The 18710-nt window shown below is 66.8% G+C and carries 15 protein-coding genes and 1 pseudogene; 6 read left to right on the top strand and 10 right to left on the bottom strand.

The window, feature by feature from the left end; genetic code table 11:
* Window positions 1–25: 25 nt before the first annotated feature.
* Together secG and ACFVTE_RS19775 are read left to right on the top strand one after the other, a co-directional pair.
* Window positions 26–283 (top strand): preprotein translocase subunit SecG, encoded by a 258-nt coding sequence (gene secG, locus ACFVTE_RS19770; protein ID WP_306923517.1) that lies wholly within the window; start codon window positions 26–28, stop codon window positions 281–283.
* Window positions 284–434: 151 nt separating this feature from the next.
* Window positions 435–812 carry an RNA polymerase-binding protein RbpA gene (locus ACFVTE_RS19775; protein ID WP_387103348.1) on the top strand — a complete coding sequence of 126 codons (378 nt, stop codon included), beginning with the start codon at window positions 435–437 and terminating at the stop codon, window positions 810–812.
* Here ACFVTE_RS19775 and pgl read toward each other — a convergent pair.
* From pgl to tkt, 6 genes are read right to left on the bottom strand one after another with little or no spacing between them, the layout of a single operon-like run.
* Window positions 783–1601 carry a 6-phosphogluconolactonase gene (pgl, locus tag ACFVTE_RS19780; RefSeq protein WP_387103351.1) on the bottom strand — a complete coding sequence of 273 codons (819 nt, stop codon included), beginning with the start codon at window positions 1599–1601 and terminating at the stop codon, window positions 783–785. The two genes, ACFVTE_RS19775 and pgl, sit on opposite strands and share 30 nt — an antisense overlap.
* On the bottom strand, window positions 1591–2532 hold the full coding sequence (locus ACFVTE_RS19785; RefSeq protein WP_003805571.1) for a glucose-6-phosphate dehydrogenase assembly protein OpcA: 942 nt from the start codon (window positions 2530–2532) through the stop codon (window positions 1591–1593). The genes pgl and ACFVTE_RS19785 overlap by 11 nt, the downstream gene beginning before the upstream one ends.
* Window positions 2529–4088: a glucose-6-phosphate dehydrogenase gene (zwf, locus tag ACFVTE_RS19790; protein WP_387103354.1), complete on the bottom strand. Its 1560-nt coding sequence runs from the start codon at window positions 4086–4088 to the stop codon at window positions 2529–2531. Before zwf ends, ACFVTE_RS19785 begins: the two co-directional genes overlap by 4 nt.
* A 15-nt stretch (window positions 4089–4103) precedes the next feature.
* A complete protein-coding gene (locus ACFVTE_RS19795; RefSeq protein WP_387103356.1) occupies window positions 4104–5738 on the bottom strand; it encodes a glucose-6-phosphate isomerase in 1635 nt (544 codons plus the stop codon).
* Between the two features lie 6 nt (window positions 5739–5744).
* Window positions 5745–6863: a transaldolase gene (tal, locus tag ACFVTE_RS19800; RefSeq protein WP_387103359.1), complete on the bottom strand. Its 1119-nt coding sequence runs from the start codon at window positions 6861–6863 to the stop codon at window positions 5745–5747.
* 30 nt (window positions 6864–6893) lie between these two features.
* Window positions 6894–9011, bottom strand: coding sequence for a transketolase (gene tkt / locus ACFVTE_RS19805; RefSeq protein ID WP_387103423.1), 2118 nt, complete (start codon window positions 9009–9011; stop codon window positions 6894–6896).
* Between the two features lie 519 nt (window positions 9012–9530).
* Between tkt and ACFVTE_RS19810 the strand changes: the two genes are divergently transcribed.
* Window positions 9531–10478, top strand: a complete 948-nt coding sequence (locus ACFVTE_RS19810) for a heme o synthase (protein ID WP_387103362.1) — start codon at window positions 9531–9533, stop codon at window positions 10476–10478.
* Between the two features lie 322 nt (window positions 10479–10800).
* Here the strand turns inward: ACFVTE_RS19810 and ACFVTE_RS19815 are convergent.
* From ACFVTE_RS19815 to ACFVTE_RS19830, 4 genes and pseudogenes are all read right to left on the bottom strand, one after another.
* A pseudogene (locus ACFVTE_RS19815) lies at window positions 10801–12076 on the bottom strand (IS256 family transposase).
* Window positions 12077–12341: 265 nt separating this feature from the next.
* Entirely contained in the window at window positions 12342–13286 is a 945-nt protein-coding gene (locus ACFVTE_RS19820; protein ID WP_387103363.1) for a heme A synthase, read from the bottom strand.
* 7 nt (window positions 13287–13293) lie between these two features.
* Window positions 13294–14052, bottom strand: a complete 759-nt coding sequence (locus tag ACFVTE_RS19825; RefSeq protein ID WP_387103366.1) for an ABC transporter permease — start codon at window positions 14050–14052, stop codon at window positions 13294–13296.
* Window positions 14049–15017, bottom strand: a complete 969-nt coding sequence (locus ACFVTE_RS19830) for an ABC transporter ATP-binding protein (protein WP_387103369.1) — start codon at window positions 15015–15017, stop codon at window positions 14049–14051. The genes ACFVTE_RS19825 and ACFVTE_RS19830 overlap by 4 nt, the downstream gene beginning before the upstream one ends.
* Before the next feature lie 106 nt (window positions 15018–15123).
* On the opposite strand from ACFVTE_RS19830, the gene ACFVTE_RS19835 reads away from it, so the two are divergent.
* From ACFVTE_RS19835 to sufD, 3 genes are read left to right on the top strand one after another with little or no spacing between them, the layout of a single operon-like run.
* Window positions 15124–15978, top strand: coding sequence for a helix-turn-helix transcriptional regulator (locus ACFVTE_RS19835; RefSeq protein WP_387103372.1), 855 nt, complete (start codon window positions 15124–15126; stop codon window positions 15976–15978).
* Complete coding sequence (gene sufB / locus ACFVTE_RS19840; protein ID WP_387103375.1) at window positions 15978–17441, top strand: Fe-S cluster assembly protein SufB; 1464 nt, start codon at window positions 15978–15980, stop codon at window positions 17439–17441. The genes ACFVTE_RS19835 and sufB overlap by 1 nt, the downstream gene beginning before the upstream one ends.
* Complete coding sequence (gene sufD, locus ACFVTE_RS19845; RefSeq protein ID WP_387103378.1) at window positions 17441–18682, top strand: Fe-S cluster assembly protein SufD; 1242 nt, start codon at window positions 17441–17443, stop codon at window positions 18680–18682. Before sufB ends, sufD begins: the two co-directional genes overlap by 1 nt.
* Window positions 18683–18710 lie beyond the last annotated feature (28 nt).

Below are 18710 nucleotides of genomic sequence, written 5' to 3' on the forward strand. Positions count from 1 at the left end.
ATCCACCAACTTTGGAAAGGCCGTCGTGGACGTTCTTCATGTGATTCTGCAGATCCTGCTGGGCATTACCAGCCTTCTGCTGACCCTGCTCATCCTGCTGCACAAGGGGCGCGGCGGCGGCCTCTCGGACATGTTCGGCGGCGGCATGAGCTCGGGCCTGGCCTCCTCAGGCGTTGCTGAGCGCAACCTGAACAGGTTCACCATCATCCTCGGCGTCACCTGGGGCGTCGTAATCATCGCGCTCGGCCTGCTGATGCGCTTCACGGGTGTGGCTGACTCCTAGGCTGACACACCCGTCCGGCTTAAAAGCCCGGCCCGATCAGGATCCGTTCCTGATTGGGCCGGGCTTTTCCGTGCCGCCAGAGCGAAGCACGCACTAAACTGTCGCTATCGGATCTAACGGCAGCGCCGCCATTAGTAGCGAGGGAGTTCCCATGGTGCATACCTCTTCAGGATTCCGCGGCACCCGCGTGGGTGTCATACAAGGGGCCGGATTGAAGAACCAGGGGGATGATCCTCTCGGGGAGCCCCTGCCGCGTATTTGTGTCTCCTATTGGTGCGCCATGGGACACGAGACGCGGCCCGTTTTTCTTAAACTGCCGGACGACCAGATTCCGGAGGTGTGGGACTGCCGCCACTGCGGCCGGCCGGCGTCCCGTAATCCCGGTGCCGGCGTGCCCGGCGAAGCCCAGGAGGAGGGCTTCAAGACGCACCTCGAATACGTTAAAGAAAGACGCTCCAGCCAGGACGCCGAAGACGTTCTGGCTGGAGCGCTGCAGCGGCTAAGAGCCGGCAGGCGCCTTCCTGACTAGCTGTTCAGGAACACGCGAGGCTGCGTTTTCATCGATCAGCCACAGCGTCCGCGACCGGCCCGCGGGACCGGACGCGGGCACCTGCACGGGATTGGCCCCGGCGAGGGCCAGTCCCACCGCACCGGCCTTGTCCTCGCCTGCCACCACCATCCACACCTCGGCGGAGGTGTTGATCGCCGGCAGGGTCAGGGAGATGCGCTCCGGCGGCGGCTTGGGGGAGTTGCGCACCCCGACCACCGTCCGCTGCTTCTCGCGGATGCCGGCCTGCTCCGGGAACAGGGACGCCACGTGCGCGTCGGGGCCCACGCCCAGCAGCACGACGTCGAACCGGGGAAGCCGGCCCGGTTCCTCCGGGCGGTTGTCCGAAGCGTCGGCGGCGTGCTCGGCGGCAGCCGCCTCGCTGAGGCGGCGTGCGTAGTCCTCTGCAGCCTCCTCCGGTGATCCAAAGTCATCCGTCGACCCGGGCACGTGGACGCGCGCGGGATCAACATCGATGTGCTTCAGGAGCGCCTCCTGCGCCTGGACCGCATTGCGGTCCGGGTCCTGCGAGCCGACGAAGCGCTCGTCGCCCCACCAGAAGTTCACCTTCGCCCAGTCCACCGCGGGCGCGGCCGGCGAATCGGCCACGGCCTTCAGCGTTCCGATGCCCACCGTGCCTCCGGTAAGCACCACCGTCGCTTCCCCGAATCGGTCCTGCACGTCCACGAGCTTGGTGATCAGGCGGGCCGCAATGGCGGCCATGAGTACGGAAGAGTCAGGATGGATGCTTACTCTGGGCTCAGCGCTCACTGGGACGGACACTCCTTAGATTGGTACGTGGCAGTCCAATAGTAATCACTTCGCCGAACACTTCGTCGGGGTCCAGGCGGCGGAGCTCCTCCGCGAGGCAGTCGCGGAGGCTGCGCCGGGGGAGGGAGATCCGTTGCGCGGGCTGGCCGGGCTGGGTGAGTTCGGCGACGGAGAGTCCGGGGCGGAAGAGCTGGACGTCGCCGCCGGGGCGGGTGAGCCGGACGCGCCGGATGCCGGTGCCTGCGGGGTCGGCGACGATCGTGACCGGGGCGTCCAGGGACAGGGTCAGCCACGCTGCGAGCAGGATGGTGCTGGGCGAGTCCGAGGCGCCTTCGACCGCAACGGCGGTGACAGGTGATGAGTCGGCTTGGTCCAGGACCGCGGCGAGCTGGATGCGCCAGTTGGTCAGCCGGGTCCAGGCGAGGTCGGTGTCGCCAGCCTTGTAGGTGTTCCGGATGTTCTCCAGCGCCACCTGCGGTTCGGCCTCGTTCGCCGAGTCGGTGATCCTGCGGTGCGCGATGCGGCCGATCGAGGTTTCGGACGCGTTTTTCGGTGCCCCGTGCGGCCACCAGGCCACGATCGGGGCGTCGGGCAGCAGCAGCGCGGCGACGAGGGACTCGCTCTCCTCGGCGAGTTCACCAAAGCCGCGCAGCACGATGACCTCCGAGGCGCCGGCGTCCCCGCCGACGCGGATCTGCGCGTCGAGGCGGTTCGGCGCGGACGAGCCGGCGTCGGCGAGCACGATGATCCGGCACGGGTGCTCGCGGCTGGCCTCGTTGGCCGCCTCGATCGCTTCTTCCTCGAGCCCGGACTTGGTGACCACCACGAGGGTAAGGACACGGCCCAGGGCGATCACGCCGCCCTGCTCGCGCAGGGACTGGATCTTCTTGGAGACGTTCGAGGTGGTGGTGTTCGGCAGGTCTACGATCATGGCCTTCTCCAGGTGCGTCCGTCGCGGGCGAGCAGCTCGTCAGCCGAGGCCGGGCCCCAGCTGCCGGGCGCGTACGGCTCGGGCTGTTCGCCGAGGCCGGCCCAGTACTCTTCGAAGGGGTCCAGGATCTTCCAGGACAGCTCCACTTCCTCGTGCCGCGGGAACAGCGGCGGCTCGCCAAGGAGCACGTCCAGGATCAGCCGCTCATACGCTTCGGGGCTGGACTCCGTGAACGAGTGGCCGTAGCCGAAGTCCATGGTCACGTCCCGGACTTCCATCTGGGTGCCGGGAACCTTGGACCCGAACCGGATGGTGGCACCCTCGTCGGGCTGGACCCGAATCACGACCGCGTTCTGCCCGAAATCGTCGTCGCCATTGTCCCGGAAGAGCAGGTTCGGTGCCCGCTTGAACACCACCGCGATCTCCGTGACCCGGCGTCCGAGCCGCTTGCCGGCGCGCAGGTAGAACGGCACGCCGTTCCAGCGCCGGGTGTTGATGTCCACCCTGATCGCGGCATACGTTTCGGTGGTGGAGTCGGCCGGGATGCCCTCTTCCTCCAGGTAGCCCTGGACCTGTTCGCCGCCCTGCCAGCCGCCGGCGAACTGCCCGCGTGCAGAATGCGTCGAGAGGTCTTCGGGGAGCCGGACCGCGGCCAGGACCTTTTCCTTTTCCGCGCGCAGGTCGTCGGCGTTGAAGGAGATGGGTTCCTCCATCGCGGTCAGTGCCAAGAGCTGGAGCAGGTGGTTCTGGATCACGTCGCGGGCCGCGCCCACGCCGTCGTAATACCCTGCGCGGCCGCCGGTGCCGATGTCCTCGGCCATGGTGATCTGGACGTGGTCCACGTAGTTGGCGTTCCAGAGCGGTTCGAACAGCTGGTTCGCGAACCGCAGGGCCAGGATGTTCTGGACCGTCTCCTTGCCCAGGTAGTGGTCGATCCGGAACACCGCGTCCTGCGGGAACACCGACTCGACGATGTCGTTCAGCTGCCGGGCCGACTCCAGGTCGTGCCCGAACGGCTTCTCGATCACCACACGCCGCCACTTCTCGCCCTCGGCCTGCGCCAGGCCGTGCTTGGACAGCTGCCGGCAGACCTGCTCGAAGGCCTTCGGCGGGATCGAGAGGTAGAACGCGTGGTTGCCGCGGGTGCCGCGGTTCTCGTCGAGTTCCTTGATCGTCTCGCCGAGCCGCTCAAACGCGGAGTCGTCGTCGAACGCGCCCTGCACGAACCGGATGCCCTCGGAGAGCTGGTTCCAGACCGCCTCATCGAACGGGGTCCGTGCGTACGACTTCACAGCGTCCTTCACCTCGGCAGCGAAGTCCTCGTTGTCCCAGTCCCTCCGGCCGAAGCCGACCAGCGCGAAGCTGGGCGGCAGCAGGCCACGGTTGGCGAGGTCATACACGGCGGGCATGAGCTTCTTGCGGGCAAGGTCCCCCGTGACTCCGAAGAGCACAAGCGAGGACGGTCCGGCAATCCGGTTCAGCCGCCGGTCCCGCGGATCCCGCAAGGGGTTCCCGGACCGGCTGGCTGGCCTTTTGCCGTTCAAAGTATCTGGCATGGTGGAATCGGTGCCTTAGCTCTCAGTGGCGGATGCTGCGTTGCTGGCCAGCGACGAAACGATCTCCTGCAGCTGGGCAACGCCCGCTGCGCGGTCGGTGAGGTGCAGGCGCAGCACGGGCCGGCCGTGCTCGCTGAGCACCTGGGCGTCGCCGGCGGCCTGGGCCGCGATCAGCTCGCCGAAGGTGAACGGGCGTTCCGGGATCGCGAGATCCATGGCGGAAGCCGCCGTGACCTGCAGGAAGACACCGATGGCGGGGCCGCCCTTGTGGAACTGGCCGGTGGAGTGCAGAAAGCGGGGTCCCCAGCCGAAGGTGACCGGACGGCCGGACACGGCGGCGAGCTCGTCGCGGACGCCCTCGAACTGGGCATAGGCCAGGCGGTCGAAGTAGGCCTGCACGCTCAGGTACCCGTCGTCGTCGAGCTGTGCCAGCAGCGCCGACACCGCATCGGCTGCCGTGGCGGCGCCGCCCAGCCACTCTCCGCCGCGGACCTCGATGGCGCCGTCGGTGAAACGGGCCGGCGTCGGTTCCGGCTGTGCATCCAGCAGGCCGCGCGCAGCTACCTTGGCGGCTTCGACGTCGGGCTGGTCAAACGGGTTGATGCCCAGCAGGCGCCCGGCCACGGCGGTGGCAAATTCCCACACCATCATCTGCGAGGCGAGGCCGCCGGCAATGGCAACTTCGTTCTCGCCCAGTTCGACGTCGGCATCCGTGCTGACCAGCCGGACCACCAGGATGTCCTCGGCGCCGGAGGTGACCTCCGGAGCGTCCGGGCCGGCGACCACCGGCAGGATGCCGGTGCCGGACTTGCCCGTGGATTCGGCGATGAGCTGTTCGGCCCAGTCAGCGAACCCGACGATGCCGGAGCCGTCCTCGGCGATGACCACCTTGTTCCGCAGCGGGCTGGTGCCGCCCAGGGCGGCACCCAGGACCAGCCCGATGTTCTCGGGCGCGTCCTCGTTCAGGATCTCGGCGGCTTCCTCAGCCTCGTCCAGCAGGGCCGCGATGTCCACGCCGGCCAGGCCGGAGGGAACCAGACCGAAGGCCGTCAGCGCCGAGTACCGGCCGCCCACGTTCGGGTCAGCGTTGAAAACAGCGCGGTAACCGGCGTCGCGCGAGGCCTTGTCCAGCGGGGAACCCGGATCCGTGACAACGATAATCCGGCTCTTGGCGTCGAGGCCGGCCTCGGTGAAGGCGTGCTCGAAGATCCGGCGCTGCGAATCGGTTTCCAGGGTCGAACCGGACTTCGAGGAGACCACAATCGCGGTTTCCGTCAGACGGTCCGCGAGGGCAGCACCGACCTGTTCGGGGTCGGTGCTGTCCAGCACAGTCAGCTCGACGCCGGCGGTGCCGGCGATCACTTCAGGAGCGAGGGAGGAACCGCCCATGCCGCACAGGACAATGCGGGTCACCCCTTCGGCCTTCAGGGCATCCCGAAGTTCCAGGATGCCGTCCACCAGGGGCCGGGAGACGGTGGGCGCCTCGACCCAGCCCAGGCGGATGGCCGACTCGGCTTCCGCGTCCGGGCCCCACAGGGTGTGGTCCTTCGCGAAGATCCGGGTGGCGACGCGGTCTTCCACGAGGGCCGGCAGGTGCTGCTCAAGGGCCTTCCGGGCGGCACCGGTGGCGTCGTAGCTGAGTGTGCTCATGTTGGGTTAGGAAGCCTTCCGTGCGGTGGCGAGTGCGCCTTCAACGTCGGCCAGCAGTTCCTTCCAGCTGGCCACAAACTTGTCCAGGCCTTCGGATTCCAGCAGGGCGACGACCTCGTTGTAGGACACGCCGAGCGCGTCGAGGGCGTTGAGGGTGGCGTTGGCTTCATCGTAGCGGCTGGTGATGGTGTCACCGGTTACCACGCCGTGGTCGAACGTGGCGTCCAGGGTCTTCTCCGGCATGGTGTTCACCACGCCGGGAGCCACGAGTTCCGTGACGTACAGGGTGTCCGGGTAGGCCGGGTCCTTCACGCCGGTGGAGGCCCACAGCGGGCGCTGCGGCAGGGCGCCGGCTTCGGCGAGCACGGCCCAGCGTTCGGTGGAGAAGAGCTCCTCGTAGACCTGGTAGGCGAGGCGCGCGTTGGCGACGCCGGCCTTGCCCTTGAGAGCCTTGGCTTCCTCGGTGCCGATCGCGTCCAGGCGCTTGTCGATCTCGGTGTCCACGCGGGAGACGAAGAACGAGGCGACGGAGTGGATCTTGGAGAGGTCGTGGCCGTTGTCCTTGGCCTGCTCCAGACCACTCTGGAAGGCGTTGATCACGGCGCGGTAGCGTTCCAGCGAGAAGATCAGGGTCACGTTGACGCTGATGCCCTCGGCCAGCGTTGCCGTGATGGCTTCCAGGCCCTCAAGCGTTGCCGGGATCTTGATGTGGACGTTGTCGCGGTTGACCTTCTTGTAGAGGTGCTTCGCTTCGGCGATGGTGCCTGCGGTGTCCCAGGCGAGGCGGGGGTCCACCTCGATGGAGACGCGGCCGTCGACGCCGTTGGTGGCGGCGGCGATCGGGGCGAAGAGGTCGCAGGCGTCGGCGACGTCCGTCGTCGTGATTTCGAAGATGGTCTCTTCGACGGAGGCGCCGGCGGCGGCCTCCTTGGCGATAACGGCGTCGTAGTCCGTGCCGGAGGTGATGGCGGCATGGAAGATGCTGGGGTTCGTGGTGACACCCACAACGTTCTTCTCTTCGATCAGCTTCTGCAGCGTGCCGGTCTTAAGACGGCCGCGGGAGAGGTCATCGAGCCAGATGGAAACGCCGGCATCGGAAAGCTGCTGGGTGGGAGTGCTAGTCATTTCTAATCTCCTTGAACTTTGGGGGTGCTGTCAGGACTGGAGTCCGGCGAGGGAATCCTTGGCGGCGGCGGTAACTGCTTCTGCCGTGATGCCGAATTCCTGGAACAGGCGCTTGTAGTCGGCGGAGGCACCGTAGTGCTCGAGGCTGACGGAACGGCCGGCGTCGCCGACGAATTCCTTCCAGCCCAGGGCAAGTCCGGCTTCGACGGACACGCGGGCCTTGACCGATGCGGGCAGGACTGCCTCACGGTAGGCAGCGTCCTGCTTGTTGAACCACTCAACGCACGGCATGGACACCACGCGGGCGGCGATGCCCTCGGCCTGGAGTGCCTCGCGGGCCTCGACGGCCAGCTGGACTTCCGAGCCGGTGCCGATCAGGATGACCTGCGCGTCCACGGTCTTGCCGTCCCTGGACGCCTCGGCCAGGACGTAACCGCCCTTGGCAACGCCAGCGGTCGAAGCGAACGTGTCGCCCTCGGCCGCGCCCTCGCCACGCTCGTAGGTGGGGATGTTCTGGCGGGTCAGGATGATGCCGGCCGGGTTCTCGTGGTTCGCCAGCATGGTTTTCCACGCTGCCGCGACTTCGTTGGCATCGCCCGGACGGACGACGTCGAGGCCGACGATCGCACGCAGCGACGCGAGCTGCTCAACCGGCTGGTGCGTCGGGCCGTCCTCACCGAGGCCAATGGAGTCGTGCGTCCAGACGTACAGGGACGGTACGCCCATGAGGGCGCCGAGGCGGATGGCGGGACGCTGGTAGTCGCTGAAGATCAGGAACGTGCCGGAGAACGCGCGGGTCTTGCCGTGCAGGCTGATGCCGTTCACGATCGACGCGGCGGCGTGCTCACGGATGCCGAAGTGCAGGACGCGCCCGTACGGGTTGCCGGACCAGGCGTTGGTCTGCTTGCCCGCGGGAATGAACGACGGCGAGCCCTCGATCGTGGTGTTGTTGGACTCCGCGAGGTCGGCCGAGCCGCCCCAGAGTTCCGGCATGACCGGGCCGATGGCGTTCAGGACCTTGCCGGACGCGGCGCGGGTGGAAACATCCTTGCCGGCCGGGAAGACCGGCAGGACGCCGTCGAGCTCGGCGGGAAGCTCGCGGGCTTCGACGCGCTCCAGCAGGGCGGCGGCTTCCGGGTTGGCGGACTGCCATGCGGAGAAGGACTCTTCCCATTCCTTGCGTGCGTGGGCACCGCGGTCGACGACGGCACGGGCGTGGGCGAGCACGTCCTCGTCAACCTCGAAGGACTTCTCGGGGTCGAAGCCGAGGACATTCTTCAGTGCTGCCACTTCTTCCGAACCCAGGGCGGAGCCGTGGATCTTGCCGGTGTTCTGCTTCTTGGGGGCCGGGTAGCCGATGATGGTGCGCAGCGAGATGATGGACGGCTTGGACGTTTCCGCCTTGGCGGCCAGCAGGGCCGAGTACAGCTCCTGGACGTCTTCCTTGTAGTCGCCGGTCTTGGTCCAGTCCACACGCTGGGTGTGCCAGCCGTAGGCTTCGTAGCGCTTCAGGACGTCCTCGGTGAAGGCGATGTCGGTGTCGTCCTCGATGGAGATGTGGTTCTCGTCGTAGATGACCACAAGGTTGCCGAGCTCCTGGTGGCCGGCGAGGGAGGAAGCCTCGGAGGTGACGCCTTCCTGCAGGTCGCCGTCGGAAGCGATTACCCAGATGGTGTGGTCGAACGGGCTGGTGCCCGGGGCGGCGTCGGCGTCGAACAGGCCGCGCTGGCGGCGCTGGGAGTATGCGAAGCCAACCGAGGAAGCGAGGCCCTGGCCCAGCGGGCCGGTGGTGATCTCAACGCCGGCGGTGTGCATGTATTCCGGGTGGCCGGGGGTCAGCGAGCCCCAGGTGCGGAGGGCTTCCAGGTCCTTCAGTTCCAGGCCATAGCCGGAGAGGAAGAGCTGGATGTAGAGCGTCAGGGACGTGTGGCCGGGGGAGAGGACGAAGCGGTCGCGGCCGATCCAGTCCGGGTTCGCCGGGTCGTGGCGCATCAGTTTCTGGAAAAGAAGGTAGGCGGCCGGGGCCAGGCTCATAGCGGTGCCGGGGTGGCCGTTGCCCACCTTCTCGACGGCGTCGGCGGCCAGGACGCGCACAGTGTCAACGGCGCGCTGGTCGAGGTCGGTCCAAGTCAGTTCTTGCTCTTTCAAATGTGCCACGTAACCGGGCCCCTCTCTGTGTTAACGGCAGCGGTAAGAACACACAGCGGCAGGGCAGAATTTGGTGCCCCGCTGCATTTAGTGCGTACCAGCCGTTCACCATTGAATCGTTGATCTTCATTCAGTCGCCGGACGGTCCGGAATGCGGTTTCTACCCGGTCTTCCAGTGTGCGCTGATCTGCAGACAGCTTAGCTCTATTCCACACTTCGGGCGGCCAAAATCTCACCAGTTGGACGCAATTTCTCTTTTGTGAAACATTCGTGCCGTGAGGCTGCGTTAATGTGATTGAAGCAAGCACGAACGAATCATTTTCAGTGATTTGCCGTCACACGCCGATGCCAACGATCCATGCGGGACCGCGGTATGATATCGGGAGGCCACCGGCGGACAGGGCGGGGTCAACTGCGCACATGACAGCCCCGCCAGCCGCCGTTGAGGGATCGGTCCGGACCGCGAGTCCAGAGCGGCCGATCAGATAAACAGCCAGACAGAAACAGAGTGACTGCCACGTGAGCACAACAGATACGCCGCTGACCTCGTCCCGGGTCCACGGAAGAGCCGGACTAGCCCGCAAGGCGAAGGCGTACCTTGCACTCACCAAGCCCAGGGTCATTGAGCTCCTGCTGGTCAGCACCCTGCCCACCATGATTTACGCCCAGCGCGGCTTCCCGTCCCTCGGCCTCATCATGGCCACCCTCGTGGGCGGCGCGTTCGCGGCCGGCAGCGCCGGTGCCTTCAACTGCTACATCGACCGCGACATCGACAAGCTGATGCACCGCACCGAGAAGCGTCCACTCGTGACCGGCGAAGTCACGCCGCGCGAGGCGCTGATCTTTGCGTGGCTGCTGGGCGCCGCGGCCATCGCCATCCTCTGGTTCGGCGCGAACCCGCTCTCCGCGTGGCTCGGACTCGGCGCCATCGTCTTCTACGTCGTCATCTACACGATGATCCTCAAGCGCCGGACGGCCCAGAACATTGTCTGGGGCGGCGCCGCTGGCTGTTTCCCGGTGCTGATCGCCTGGTCCGCCGTGACCAACACGGTTGAGTGGCCGGCCATCGTCCTGTTCATGGTGATCTTCCTCTGGACCCCGCCGCACTACTGGCCGCTGTCCATGCGCTACGGCGAGGACTACCGCAACGCCAACGTGCCGATGCTCGGTGCCATCGCCGGCGCCAAGGTCGTGTCCGTGCAGGTGGTCCTCTACGCCTGGGCCATGGTGGCCTGCTCGCTGCTCATGATCCCCGCGGGCAGCGCGGGCTGGGTCTACACCGCCGTTGCCGTGCTGGCCGGTGCCTGGTTCCTGTACGAGTCCCACGCGCTTTACAGCCGGGCACAGGGCGGGGATCTCTCGGACAAGGGCGCCATGAAGGTCTTCCACGGCTCCATCAGCTACCTGACGCTCCTCTTCATCGCGCTGGCCGTCGACCCCTTCGTCGGCTCGCCGATCATGGGCTAACCCAACCCCCAGCACCCCAGCCCTTCAGGACGCTCTCTCAGATCCTGCAGGTTCTCCGGCGACGCCTCCTCACCTCCTGCAGGTTCTCCGGCGACGCCTCCTCACCTCCTGCAGGTTCTCCGGCGACGCCTCCTCACCTCCTGCAGGTTCTACCCGGACGCTTCCTCACCTCCTGCAGGTTCTCCGGCGACGCCTCCTCACCTCCTGCAGGTTCTACCCGGACGCTTCCTCACCTCCTGCAGGTTCTCCCGCGACGCCTCCTCACGTCCTGCGCTGAATGGGGTCTGTCAATTATTCGGTGTAGCTGGGGTTGTTGCTTTTTCTAGTTCCTGCCTGCAACGAGGCGTCGGTCGAAGGTGATTTGGAAGGCATTCAGGGCGGCCTTCCAGCGGTTGCTCCAGCGTCTTCGGCCTTTGCCAGTGGGACCCATGCTCATGATCGCGAGGTAGATGCACTTCAGCGCGGCTTGTTCCGTGGGGAAATGGCCTCGGGCGTTCATGCCAGGCGGATCCGGGCGTTGATGCTCTCGATTGCATTGGTGGAGCAGATCACCGTGCGGATCTCGTTGTCGAACTGGAGGAACGGAACGAACTCCGCCCAGGCGTTAGTCCAGAGTCCGATGATGGCCGGGTACCGTTTCCCCCATGTGCCGGCGAACTCGGCAAACCGGTCCAGCGCTGCTGACTCGCTGGGAGCGGTGTAGACCGGCTTGAGGTCCTTGGCGATCTGGCAGCAGTCCTTCCTCGCGGCGTAGCGGAAGCTGTTGCGCAGCAGATGAACGATGCAGGTCTGAACAATGGTCCCCGGCTACACCGTCCCTGCGGCGTCCGGCAGGCCCTTGAGGCCGTCGCAGACCACGATGCAGCACTCGGCCACGCCGCGGTTCTTGATCTCGGTCAGCACCCGCAGCCAGCACTTCGCGCCCTCGCCGTCGCCGTGTTCGCCGGCCCACAGTCCGAGGATGTCCCGGGTGCCGTCCACCGTGACGGCCAGGGCTACGTAGATCGGGCGGTTCGCGACCTGGCCGTCGCGGATTTTCACGTTCACGCAGTCGATGAAGATCACCGGGTAGACCGGGTCAAGCGGGCGGTTCTGCCACTCGCCCATCCTCTCCAGCACCCGGTCGGTGATGGTGGAAATGGTCTGTTGGACACCTCGGCGCCGTAGACCTCTGCCAGGTGCGCCGAGATCTCGCCACGGGTCAGGCCCTTGGCCGACAGGGACAGCACCAGGTCGTCCACCCGGTCAGCCGCCGCTGCCGCTTGGGCACGATCCGGGGCTCGAACGACGCGTCGCGGCCCCTGGGCATGGAGAGCTCCACCGGCCCGGCCTCAGTCAGCACTGTCTTGGAACGCCGGCCGTTACGGGAGTGCCCCCGTCGCGCCCGGCCGGATCGTGCTTGCCATAGCCGAGATGATCGTCCAGTCGCCCTCCAGCACGGACTCCATCACCAGCTTGGTGAGCTTCTGCAGCAGACCGCCCTCCCCGGTCAGCTGCAGCCGCTCAGCCCGGGCACGCTCCGTCAGCTGCCGAACCAGTTCCTCGTCCACCGCGTCGAGCGCAGCGCATCTGTCACGGCGCTCTCCTTTTTTCCTCAGGAGTTACACCGCGAAATTTACAGTCCCACAGTCAGTCTCCTAGCCGGCAGCATCGGGAGGGAAGCGACGGGACGTGAGGACGCATCGGGAAGGAAGCGACGGGATGTGAGGACGCGTCGGGAAGTTAGCGACGGGACGTGAGGACGCGTCAAGAAGGAAGCGACGGGATGTGAGGACGCGTCATGAGGGAAGCGACGGGACGTGAGGACGCGTCCCCCGGCCGCAGGAGTGATCGAGCGTCGGGGGAGGACCGGCCGGGCGGGAGTTACCTGACGGGGCTGGAGCGGGCGATGTCGGCGGCGTTGGTTGCGGCGGCCATCAGCAGGGCGGCCCCCAGCATGTGCGTGCCCACGAGGAGCACAGGGATGCCGTTGTAGTACTGCGTGAAGCCGATGACCGCCTGTAGCAGCGTAACGCCGAGGAGCATCAGCACGGCCGTCCGGAACGTGCCGGAGATGCCGCGGCGGAACACGAAGTACACGGCGAGCAGCGTCCCCGCGGTGACCAGGTAGGCGGGTACGGCGTGGATGTGCGAGAACAGGTCCCAGTCCAGGTCGTTGCGCGGCGCCTTCGCGTCACCCGCGTGCGGGCCGGCGCCGGTCACCACGACACCCAGCATGACCGCAATCCAGGCAAACACCGCGACGGCGGTCATCGCCGGCCGCAGGACGCCCGGCAGGGCAGCGAGCGGCGAGGTCCGAAACCCGCCCGTCCTGCCGTACGCCCGGTTGACCAGCAGCGTGGCGAAAACCACGAGGGCCATGGACACCAGGAAGTGCAGGCCAACCACCCACGGGTTCAGATGGGTGAGCACGGTGATGCCGCCGATGATGGCCTGCGCCGGGATGCTCGCCAGCAGGCCCAGGGCCAGCAGGAAAAGGTCCTTGCGCTCCTTGCGGAGGTTCCACAGGTAGACGAGCATGAGTGCGGCGACGGCGGCCAGGGCGAACGTCAGGAGGCGGTTGCCGAACTCGATGAAGCCGTGGATGCCCATCTCGGGGGTGTTCACCAGGGAGTTGCTCGTGCACCTGGGCCACGTGGGGCAGCCCAGGCCTGAGGCGGTCAGCCGCACGGCACCGCCGGTGACCACCAGCACCGTCTGTCCGATCAGGGACAGCACGGCCAGGCGGCGGACGGTCGAATCGACGGTGACGGGCAGCTTGGATGCCAGGCGGCCGACGAACTGGGGGAGGCGTGAAGCCGTGCTCACTTTATTCTCAATTCCATTTGAACCAGCGGATGGCTGCTGCGCCGGCGAGAACCGTCCACATCAGCAGGACAATGACAGCGTTGCCGTTCACGGCGCCGTGCAGGAATGCGTCCCGCAGGCCTTCGCCGAGGGAACCGGACGGGAGCAGGTGGACGGTGTTCTGGGCGAGTTCCGGCAGCCGCTGCATGGGGATCACGATGCCACCCAGGGCGCCGAGCAGTATCCACAGCAGGTTAGTGATGGCCAGAGTGGCCTCGGGCCGGACGGTGCCGGCCACCAGCAGGCCCAGGGCGGTGAACGCGGCCGCGCCCAGGACCAGCAGGCCCAGGCCGGGCAGAATCCCCAAGGCATTGGGCTGCCAGCCCAGGGGAAGGGCGACGGCGGCGACGATGACCACCTGGATCACCAGGACGGCCAGGACGGCGAGGATCTTGCCGGCGATGAGGCCGGCCCGTCCCAGCGGCGTGGTGGACAGGAACCGCAGCACGCCGTACCGCCGGTCGAAGCCGGTGGCGATGCCCTGCCCGGTGAACGCCGTGGACATGGCGCAGAGCGCCAGGATGCCGGGGACGGCAACGTTGACCCGGCTGTCCCCGATGCCGTCGAGCAGCGGCGTGACCGTCAGACCGACCAGGGCAAGAAGTGGCAGGACCACGGCGAGGATCAGCTGCTCGCCGTTCCGGAGCATGGTGGCGGCCTCGTATTTGCCCTGCAGCAGGATCCGGCGGAGCAGGGGAGCGGGCGCGCCGCCCGTGGCTGTCGTCATCGGATTTCCCTTCCGGAAATGTCAAGGAACACATCTTCGAGGCTCCGGGCCTCCATGCTCAGCGAGCCCGGCATGATGCCGTGGTGTGCCCACCAAGCCGTCAAGGCGGCAAGATCCTCGGGGGTCAGCGCCCCGGTGGCCGTGTAGCTGCCGGAACGCGTCTCGCGGATCTCGATCTCGGCAGGCAGCACACCGTCAAAGTCCAGACCCGGCAATGCCTCGAAGTGCAGCGTCCGGACATGGTCCCGGTGGGGCGTCTCCGGCATGTTGTGCTGCAGCAGCTGGGCAACGGTGCCCTCCGCAACATTCCTGCCGGAATCGATGATGTAGACGTAATCGGCCAGCCGCTGCGCATCATCCATGAGGTGGGTGGTGAGGATGATCCCCATCCCGCCGTCCCGGAGTTCGCCGATCAGTTCGAACACCAGCTGGCGGGACTGCGGGTCCAGACCGGCGCTCGGCTCGTCTAGGAACAGGACCTCCGGGTTGCCGATCAGGGCAGCGGCGAGGGCCAGCCGCTGCTTCTGTCCGCCGGACAGCCGGCGGACATTGGTCCTGCTGAACGTGTCGATGCCCAGCCGCTGCACCAGCTCATCCAGCGGCCTGGGATTGCGGTACATGCCGGCAATGTGCCGAAGCAGGGGAATGGGACGGGCCGACGGCGGGAGGCCGCCGTCCTGGAGCATGACGCCGACGCGGGCGCGCAGTTCCGCTCCGGCAGTCCCGGGGTCGGCGCCGAGGAGCGTAATAGATCCGCCCGAACGCTTCTGGAGCCCCTGGGCGCATTCGATGGTGGTAGTCTTGCCGGCACCGTTGGCTCCGAGCAGCGCCGTGACCTCGCCGCGGCCGGCGACGAGTGAGACGTCGCTCACCACCCTGAGCATCTTGCCATCGAGGGTGGGGAGCGGACCGACGTCCTTGATGAGCCCGTCGATGGTCAATACGGGGGATTTGGGGGATCGCACCCCAATATTCTACGTGAAGTAGTACTGTCACGCTGGAGCCACGTGCCGGGCGCAGGTCAGCCTTGCCTTACTGGAACGCCGCAATAAATTACGACATGATTGTGTTGTGTATTCCATGACCAATGCCACCTCCGCGCCTTTGGCCGGGCAGGGCGCGCCTGCAGGTGCGCTGCGCGGTGGAAAACGTGCTGCCCTGGCCTCCGTGCCGGCCGCGGCCGACTCCGACGAGCGCACGCGCGACCGCGTCCTCAGCGCCGTCCTGGAACACGGGCCGGTCAGCGCCGCGGAACTGGGCGACCTGCTTGGCTTCACCCCGGCTGCCGTCCGCCGCCACCTGGACCACCTCTCACGCGCCGGCGTCATCGAGGTCAAGCGAGTGGCCCGCGCAGGCGCCGGTGCCGGCCGCCCCGCCCGCCGCTACGTCCTCAGCTCCCAGGGCCAGTCCTCACTGGGCGACGACTACCTGAACATCGCCACCCTGGCGCTCAAGCAGCTCGGCGCGGTGGCGGGCGATGAAGCCGTCCGCCAGTTCGCCGTCGAACGATTCGCGGAGATGGAACGCCGTTACGCCCCCGAGGTGGAAGCAGCCGGAACGGACATCACAGCCCGCGCACAGGCCCTGTCCGCCGCCCTGTCCCGGGACGGCTTCGTCGCTTCCACTGCCACCATCGAAGCCAAGGCTCCGCTGCCCGCAGCCCTCTCCAGCGTCCAGCTGTGCCAGGGCCACTGCCCCATCCAGCAGCTTGCCACCCAGTTTCCCGTGTTCTGCGACGCAGAGACGGAAATGTTTTCGCGCCTCGTCGGTGTCGATGTCCGCAGGCTTTCCACGCTCGCCCGCGGGGGACACGTCTGCACCACCCACATACCCACAGGCCGTCCGGCCGTGACGGTGGCCCCGGCCGCCGGCAGCGCTCCGGACAACCTGGACGAAGTATCCAACCATCTGCAAGAAAGGCCGTGATGACGGACCAACTATCAGAGAAGAAGGTTGCCGAGCCTGGTGTTATCGCCGAGATTCTGGAAAAGAATCCCGAGCTGCACGGCATCGGAACCTATGAGTACGGCTGGGCCGACAAGAACGACGTCGGCGCTAACGCCCGCCGTGGCCTCGACGAGGACGTGGTCCGCGACATCTCGGCGAAGAAGAGCGAGCCGGAGTGGATGCTGGACCTGCGCCTCAAGGGTCTGAAGTACTTCGACCGCAAGCCCATGCCCACATGGGGTGCCGACCTCTCCGGCATTGACTTCGACAACATCAAGTACTTCGTGCGCTCCACCGAGAAGCAGGCCGCTTCCTGGGAGGACCTGCCCGAGGACATCCGCAACACGTACGAGAAGCTCGGCATCCCGGAAGCTGAGCGCAGCCGCCTGGTCTCCGGTGTGGCAGCCCAGTACGAGTCCGAGGTCGTCTACCACCAGATCCGCGAGGACCTTGAGGCCCAGGGCGTCATCTTCCTGGACACGGACACCGCGCTGCGCGAGCACCCGGAGATCTTCCAGGAATACTTCGGCACGATCATCCCGGTGGGCGACAACAAGTTCGCCTCGCTGAACACGGCTGTCTGGTCCGGCGGTTCCTTCGTGTACGTGCCCAAGGGCGTCCATGTCGACATCCCGCTGCAGGCCTACTTCCGCATCAACACGGAAAACATGGGCCAGTTCGAGCGCACGCTGATCATCGCCGACGAGGACTCCTACGTCCACTACATCGAAGGCTGCACGGCGCCGATCTACACCTCGGACTCGCTGCACTCGGCCGTCGTCGAGATCGTGGTCAAGAAGGGCGCCCGCGTCCGCTACACCACCATCCAGAACTGGTCCAACAACGTGTACAACCTCGTGACCAAGCGCGCCATCTGCGAAGAAGGCGGCACCATGGAGTGGATCGATGGCAACATCGGCTCCAAGGTCACCATGAAGTACCCGGCTGTGTACCTCACGGGCGAGCACGCCAAGGGCGAGACCCTGTCCATCGCGTTCGCCGGCGAGGGCCAGCACCAGGACACCGGCTCCAAGATGGTGCACATCGCGCCGAACACCAAGAGCTCCATCATCTCCAAGTCCGTTGCCCGCGGCGGCGGACGCGCGGCCTACCGCGGCCTGGTCCAGGTCCGCGAGGGCGCCAAGCACTCCGCGAACACGGTGCGCTGCGACGCGCTGCTGGTGGACACCATCAGCCGCTCGGACACCTACCCGTACATCGACATCCGCGAGGATGACGTGCAGCTGGGGCACGAGGCGACCGTCTCGCGCGTTTCCGAAGAGCAGCTCTTCTACCTCATGTCCCGCGGCATGCGCGAAGACGAAGCCATGGCCATGATCGTGCGCGGCTTCATCGAGCCGATCGCCCGCGAACTGCCGATGGAATACGCCCTCGAGCTGAACCGCCTCATTGAACTCCAGATGGAAGGATCCGTCGGTTAATGACTGCCGAAATTACTACTGAAAAGGCCCGCATCGGAGCTCCTTCCATCGCCGGGTTCACGGAGGAAGGCGAGGCGCTGGTCCCCGCAAAGGTGGACCACAGCCACAACCACGGCGTCACCGTCATGTCCTCGCGCGCCGAGCGGCTCACGAGCTTCGACGTCGCCGACTTCGCGCTGCCCACCGGCCGCGAAGAGGAATGGCGCTTCACCCCGGTCCGCGGACTGGCCAACCTGTTCTCCGACACCGCGACGGACGGCGCAGCAGCTGCGTTCACCGTCGAAGCCCCTGAGGGCTACGTCCGCGGCACCCTGGCACAGGGAGCCGCCCCGCGCGGCACCGTCCTGACCCCGGCCGACCGGGCCGCCGTCGTCGCTTCCGCCAACACGGACGAAGCGCTGCACGTGGTCATCCCGGCCGACGCTGAGCCGGCCGAGCCGGTCCGCATCCTGGTCAACGGCGCCGGTGCAGGCCGCCGCTCCAACGCACACTTCGTGCTGGAAGCGGGCGCCAACTCCCGCAGCGTGGTCATCGTCGAGCACACCGGTGCCGCTGACCACAACGGAAACCTGGAAGTGATCGTCGGCGACGGCGCGCAGCTCACCGTGATCTCCGTGCAGCTCTGGGAAGACGACGCGCGGCACCTCGGCCAGCACGACGCCCAGGTGGGCAAGGACGCCGTCTACAAGCACATCGCCGTTTCCCTCGGCGGTTCCGTGGTGCGCCTGAACTCCAACGTCCGCTTCTCCGGCGAGGGCGCCGAGGCCGAGCTGCTGGGCCTCTACTTCGCCGACGCCGGCCAGCACCTGGAGCACCGGTCCTTCGTTGACCACAACGTGGCCAACTGCAAGTCCAACGTGCTCTACAAGGGCGCCCTGCAGGGCAAGAACGCGCACACCGTCTGGGTGGGTGACGTGCTGATCCAGAAGCAGGCCCTGGGCACCGACTCGTACGAGAAGAACCAGAACCTGGTGCTCACCGACGGCTGCCGCGCGGACTCCGTGCCGAACCTCGAAATCGAGACGGGCCTCATCGAGGGTGCCGGCCACGCCAGCTCCACCGGACGTTTCGACGATGAGCACCTGTTCTACCTGATGGCCCGCGGCATTCCCGAAGACGTGGCCCGCCGTCTCGTGGTGCGCGGCTTCCTCAACGAGATCATCCAGCAGATCAAGGTTCCGGCCCTCGAAGAGCGCCTGACCGAGGAAGTCGAGCGCGAGCTCGCCGCCAACGAGAACTGACCGTACGGAACCAGGCCCGGCCCACCCG

It is taken from the genome of Arthrobacter sp. NPDC058097 (assembly GCF_042884885.1).
In the GTDB taxonomy this organism is placed as follows: Bacteria; Actinomycetota; Actinomycetes; order Actinomycetales; family Micrococcaceae; genus Arthrobacter.

Excerpts from the sequence above, each read along its gene's own strand:
- tal (WP_387103359.1), bottom strand. The coding sequence starts at position 6,863 with ATGACTAGCACTCCCACCCAGCAGCTTTCCGATGCCGGCGTTTCCATC.
- ACFVTE_RS19825 (WP_387103366.1), bottom strand. The coding sequence starts at position 14,052 with ATGACGACAGCCACGGGCGGCGCGCCCGCTCCCCTGCTCCGCCGGATC.
- sufB (WP_387103375.1), top strand. The coding sequence starts at position 15,978 with ATGACGGACCAACTATCAGAGAAGAAGGTTGCCGAGCCTGGTGTTATC.
- ACFVTE_RS19795 (WP_387103356.1), bottom strand. The coding sequence starts at position 5,738 with ATGAGCACACTCAGCTACGACGCCACCGGTGCCGCCCGGAAGGCCCTT.
- ACFVTE_RS19785 (WP_003805571.1), bottom strand. The coding sequence starts at position 2,532 with ATGATCGTAGACCTGCCGAACACCACCACCTCGAACGTCTCCAAGAAG.
- ACFVTE_RS19775 (WP_387103348.1), top strand. The coding sequence starts at position 435 with ATGGTGCATACCTCTTCAGGATTCCGCGGCACCCGCGTGGGTGTCATA.
- zwf (WP_387103354.1), bottom strand. The coding sequence starts at position 4,088 with ATGCCAGATACTTTGAACGGCAAAAGGCCAGCCAGCCGGTCCGGGAAC.
- sufD (WP_387103378.1), top strand. The coding sequence starts at position 17,441 with ATGACTGCCGAAATTACTACTGAAAAGGCCCGCATCGGAGCTCCTTCC.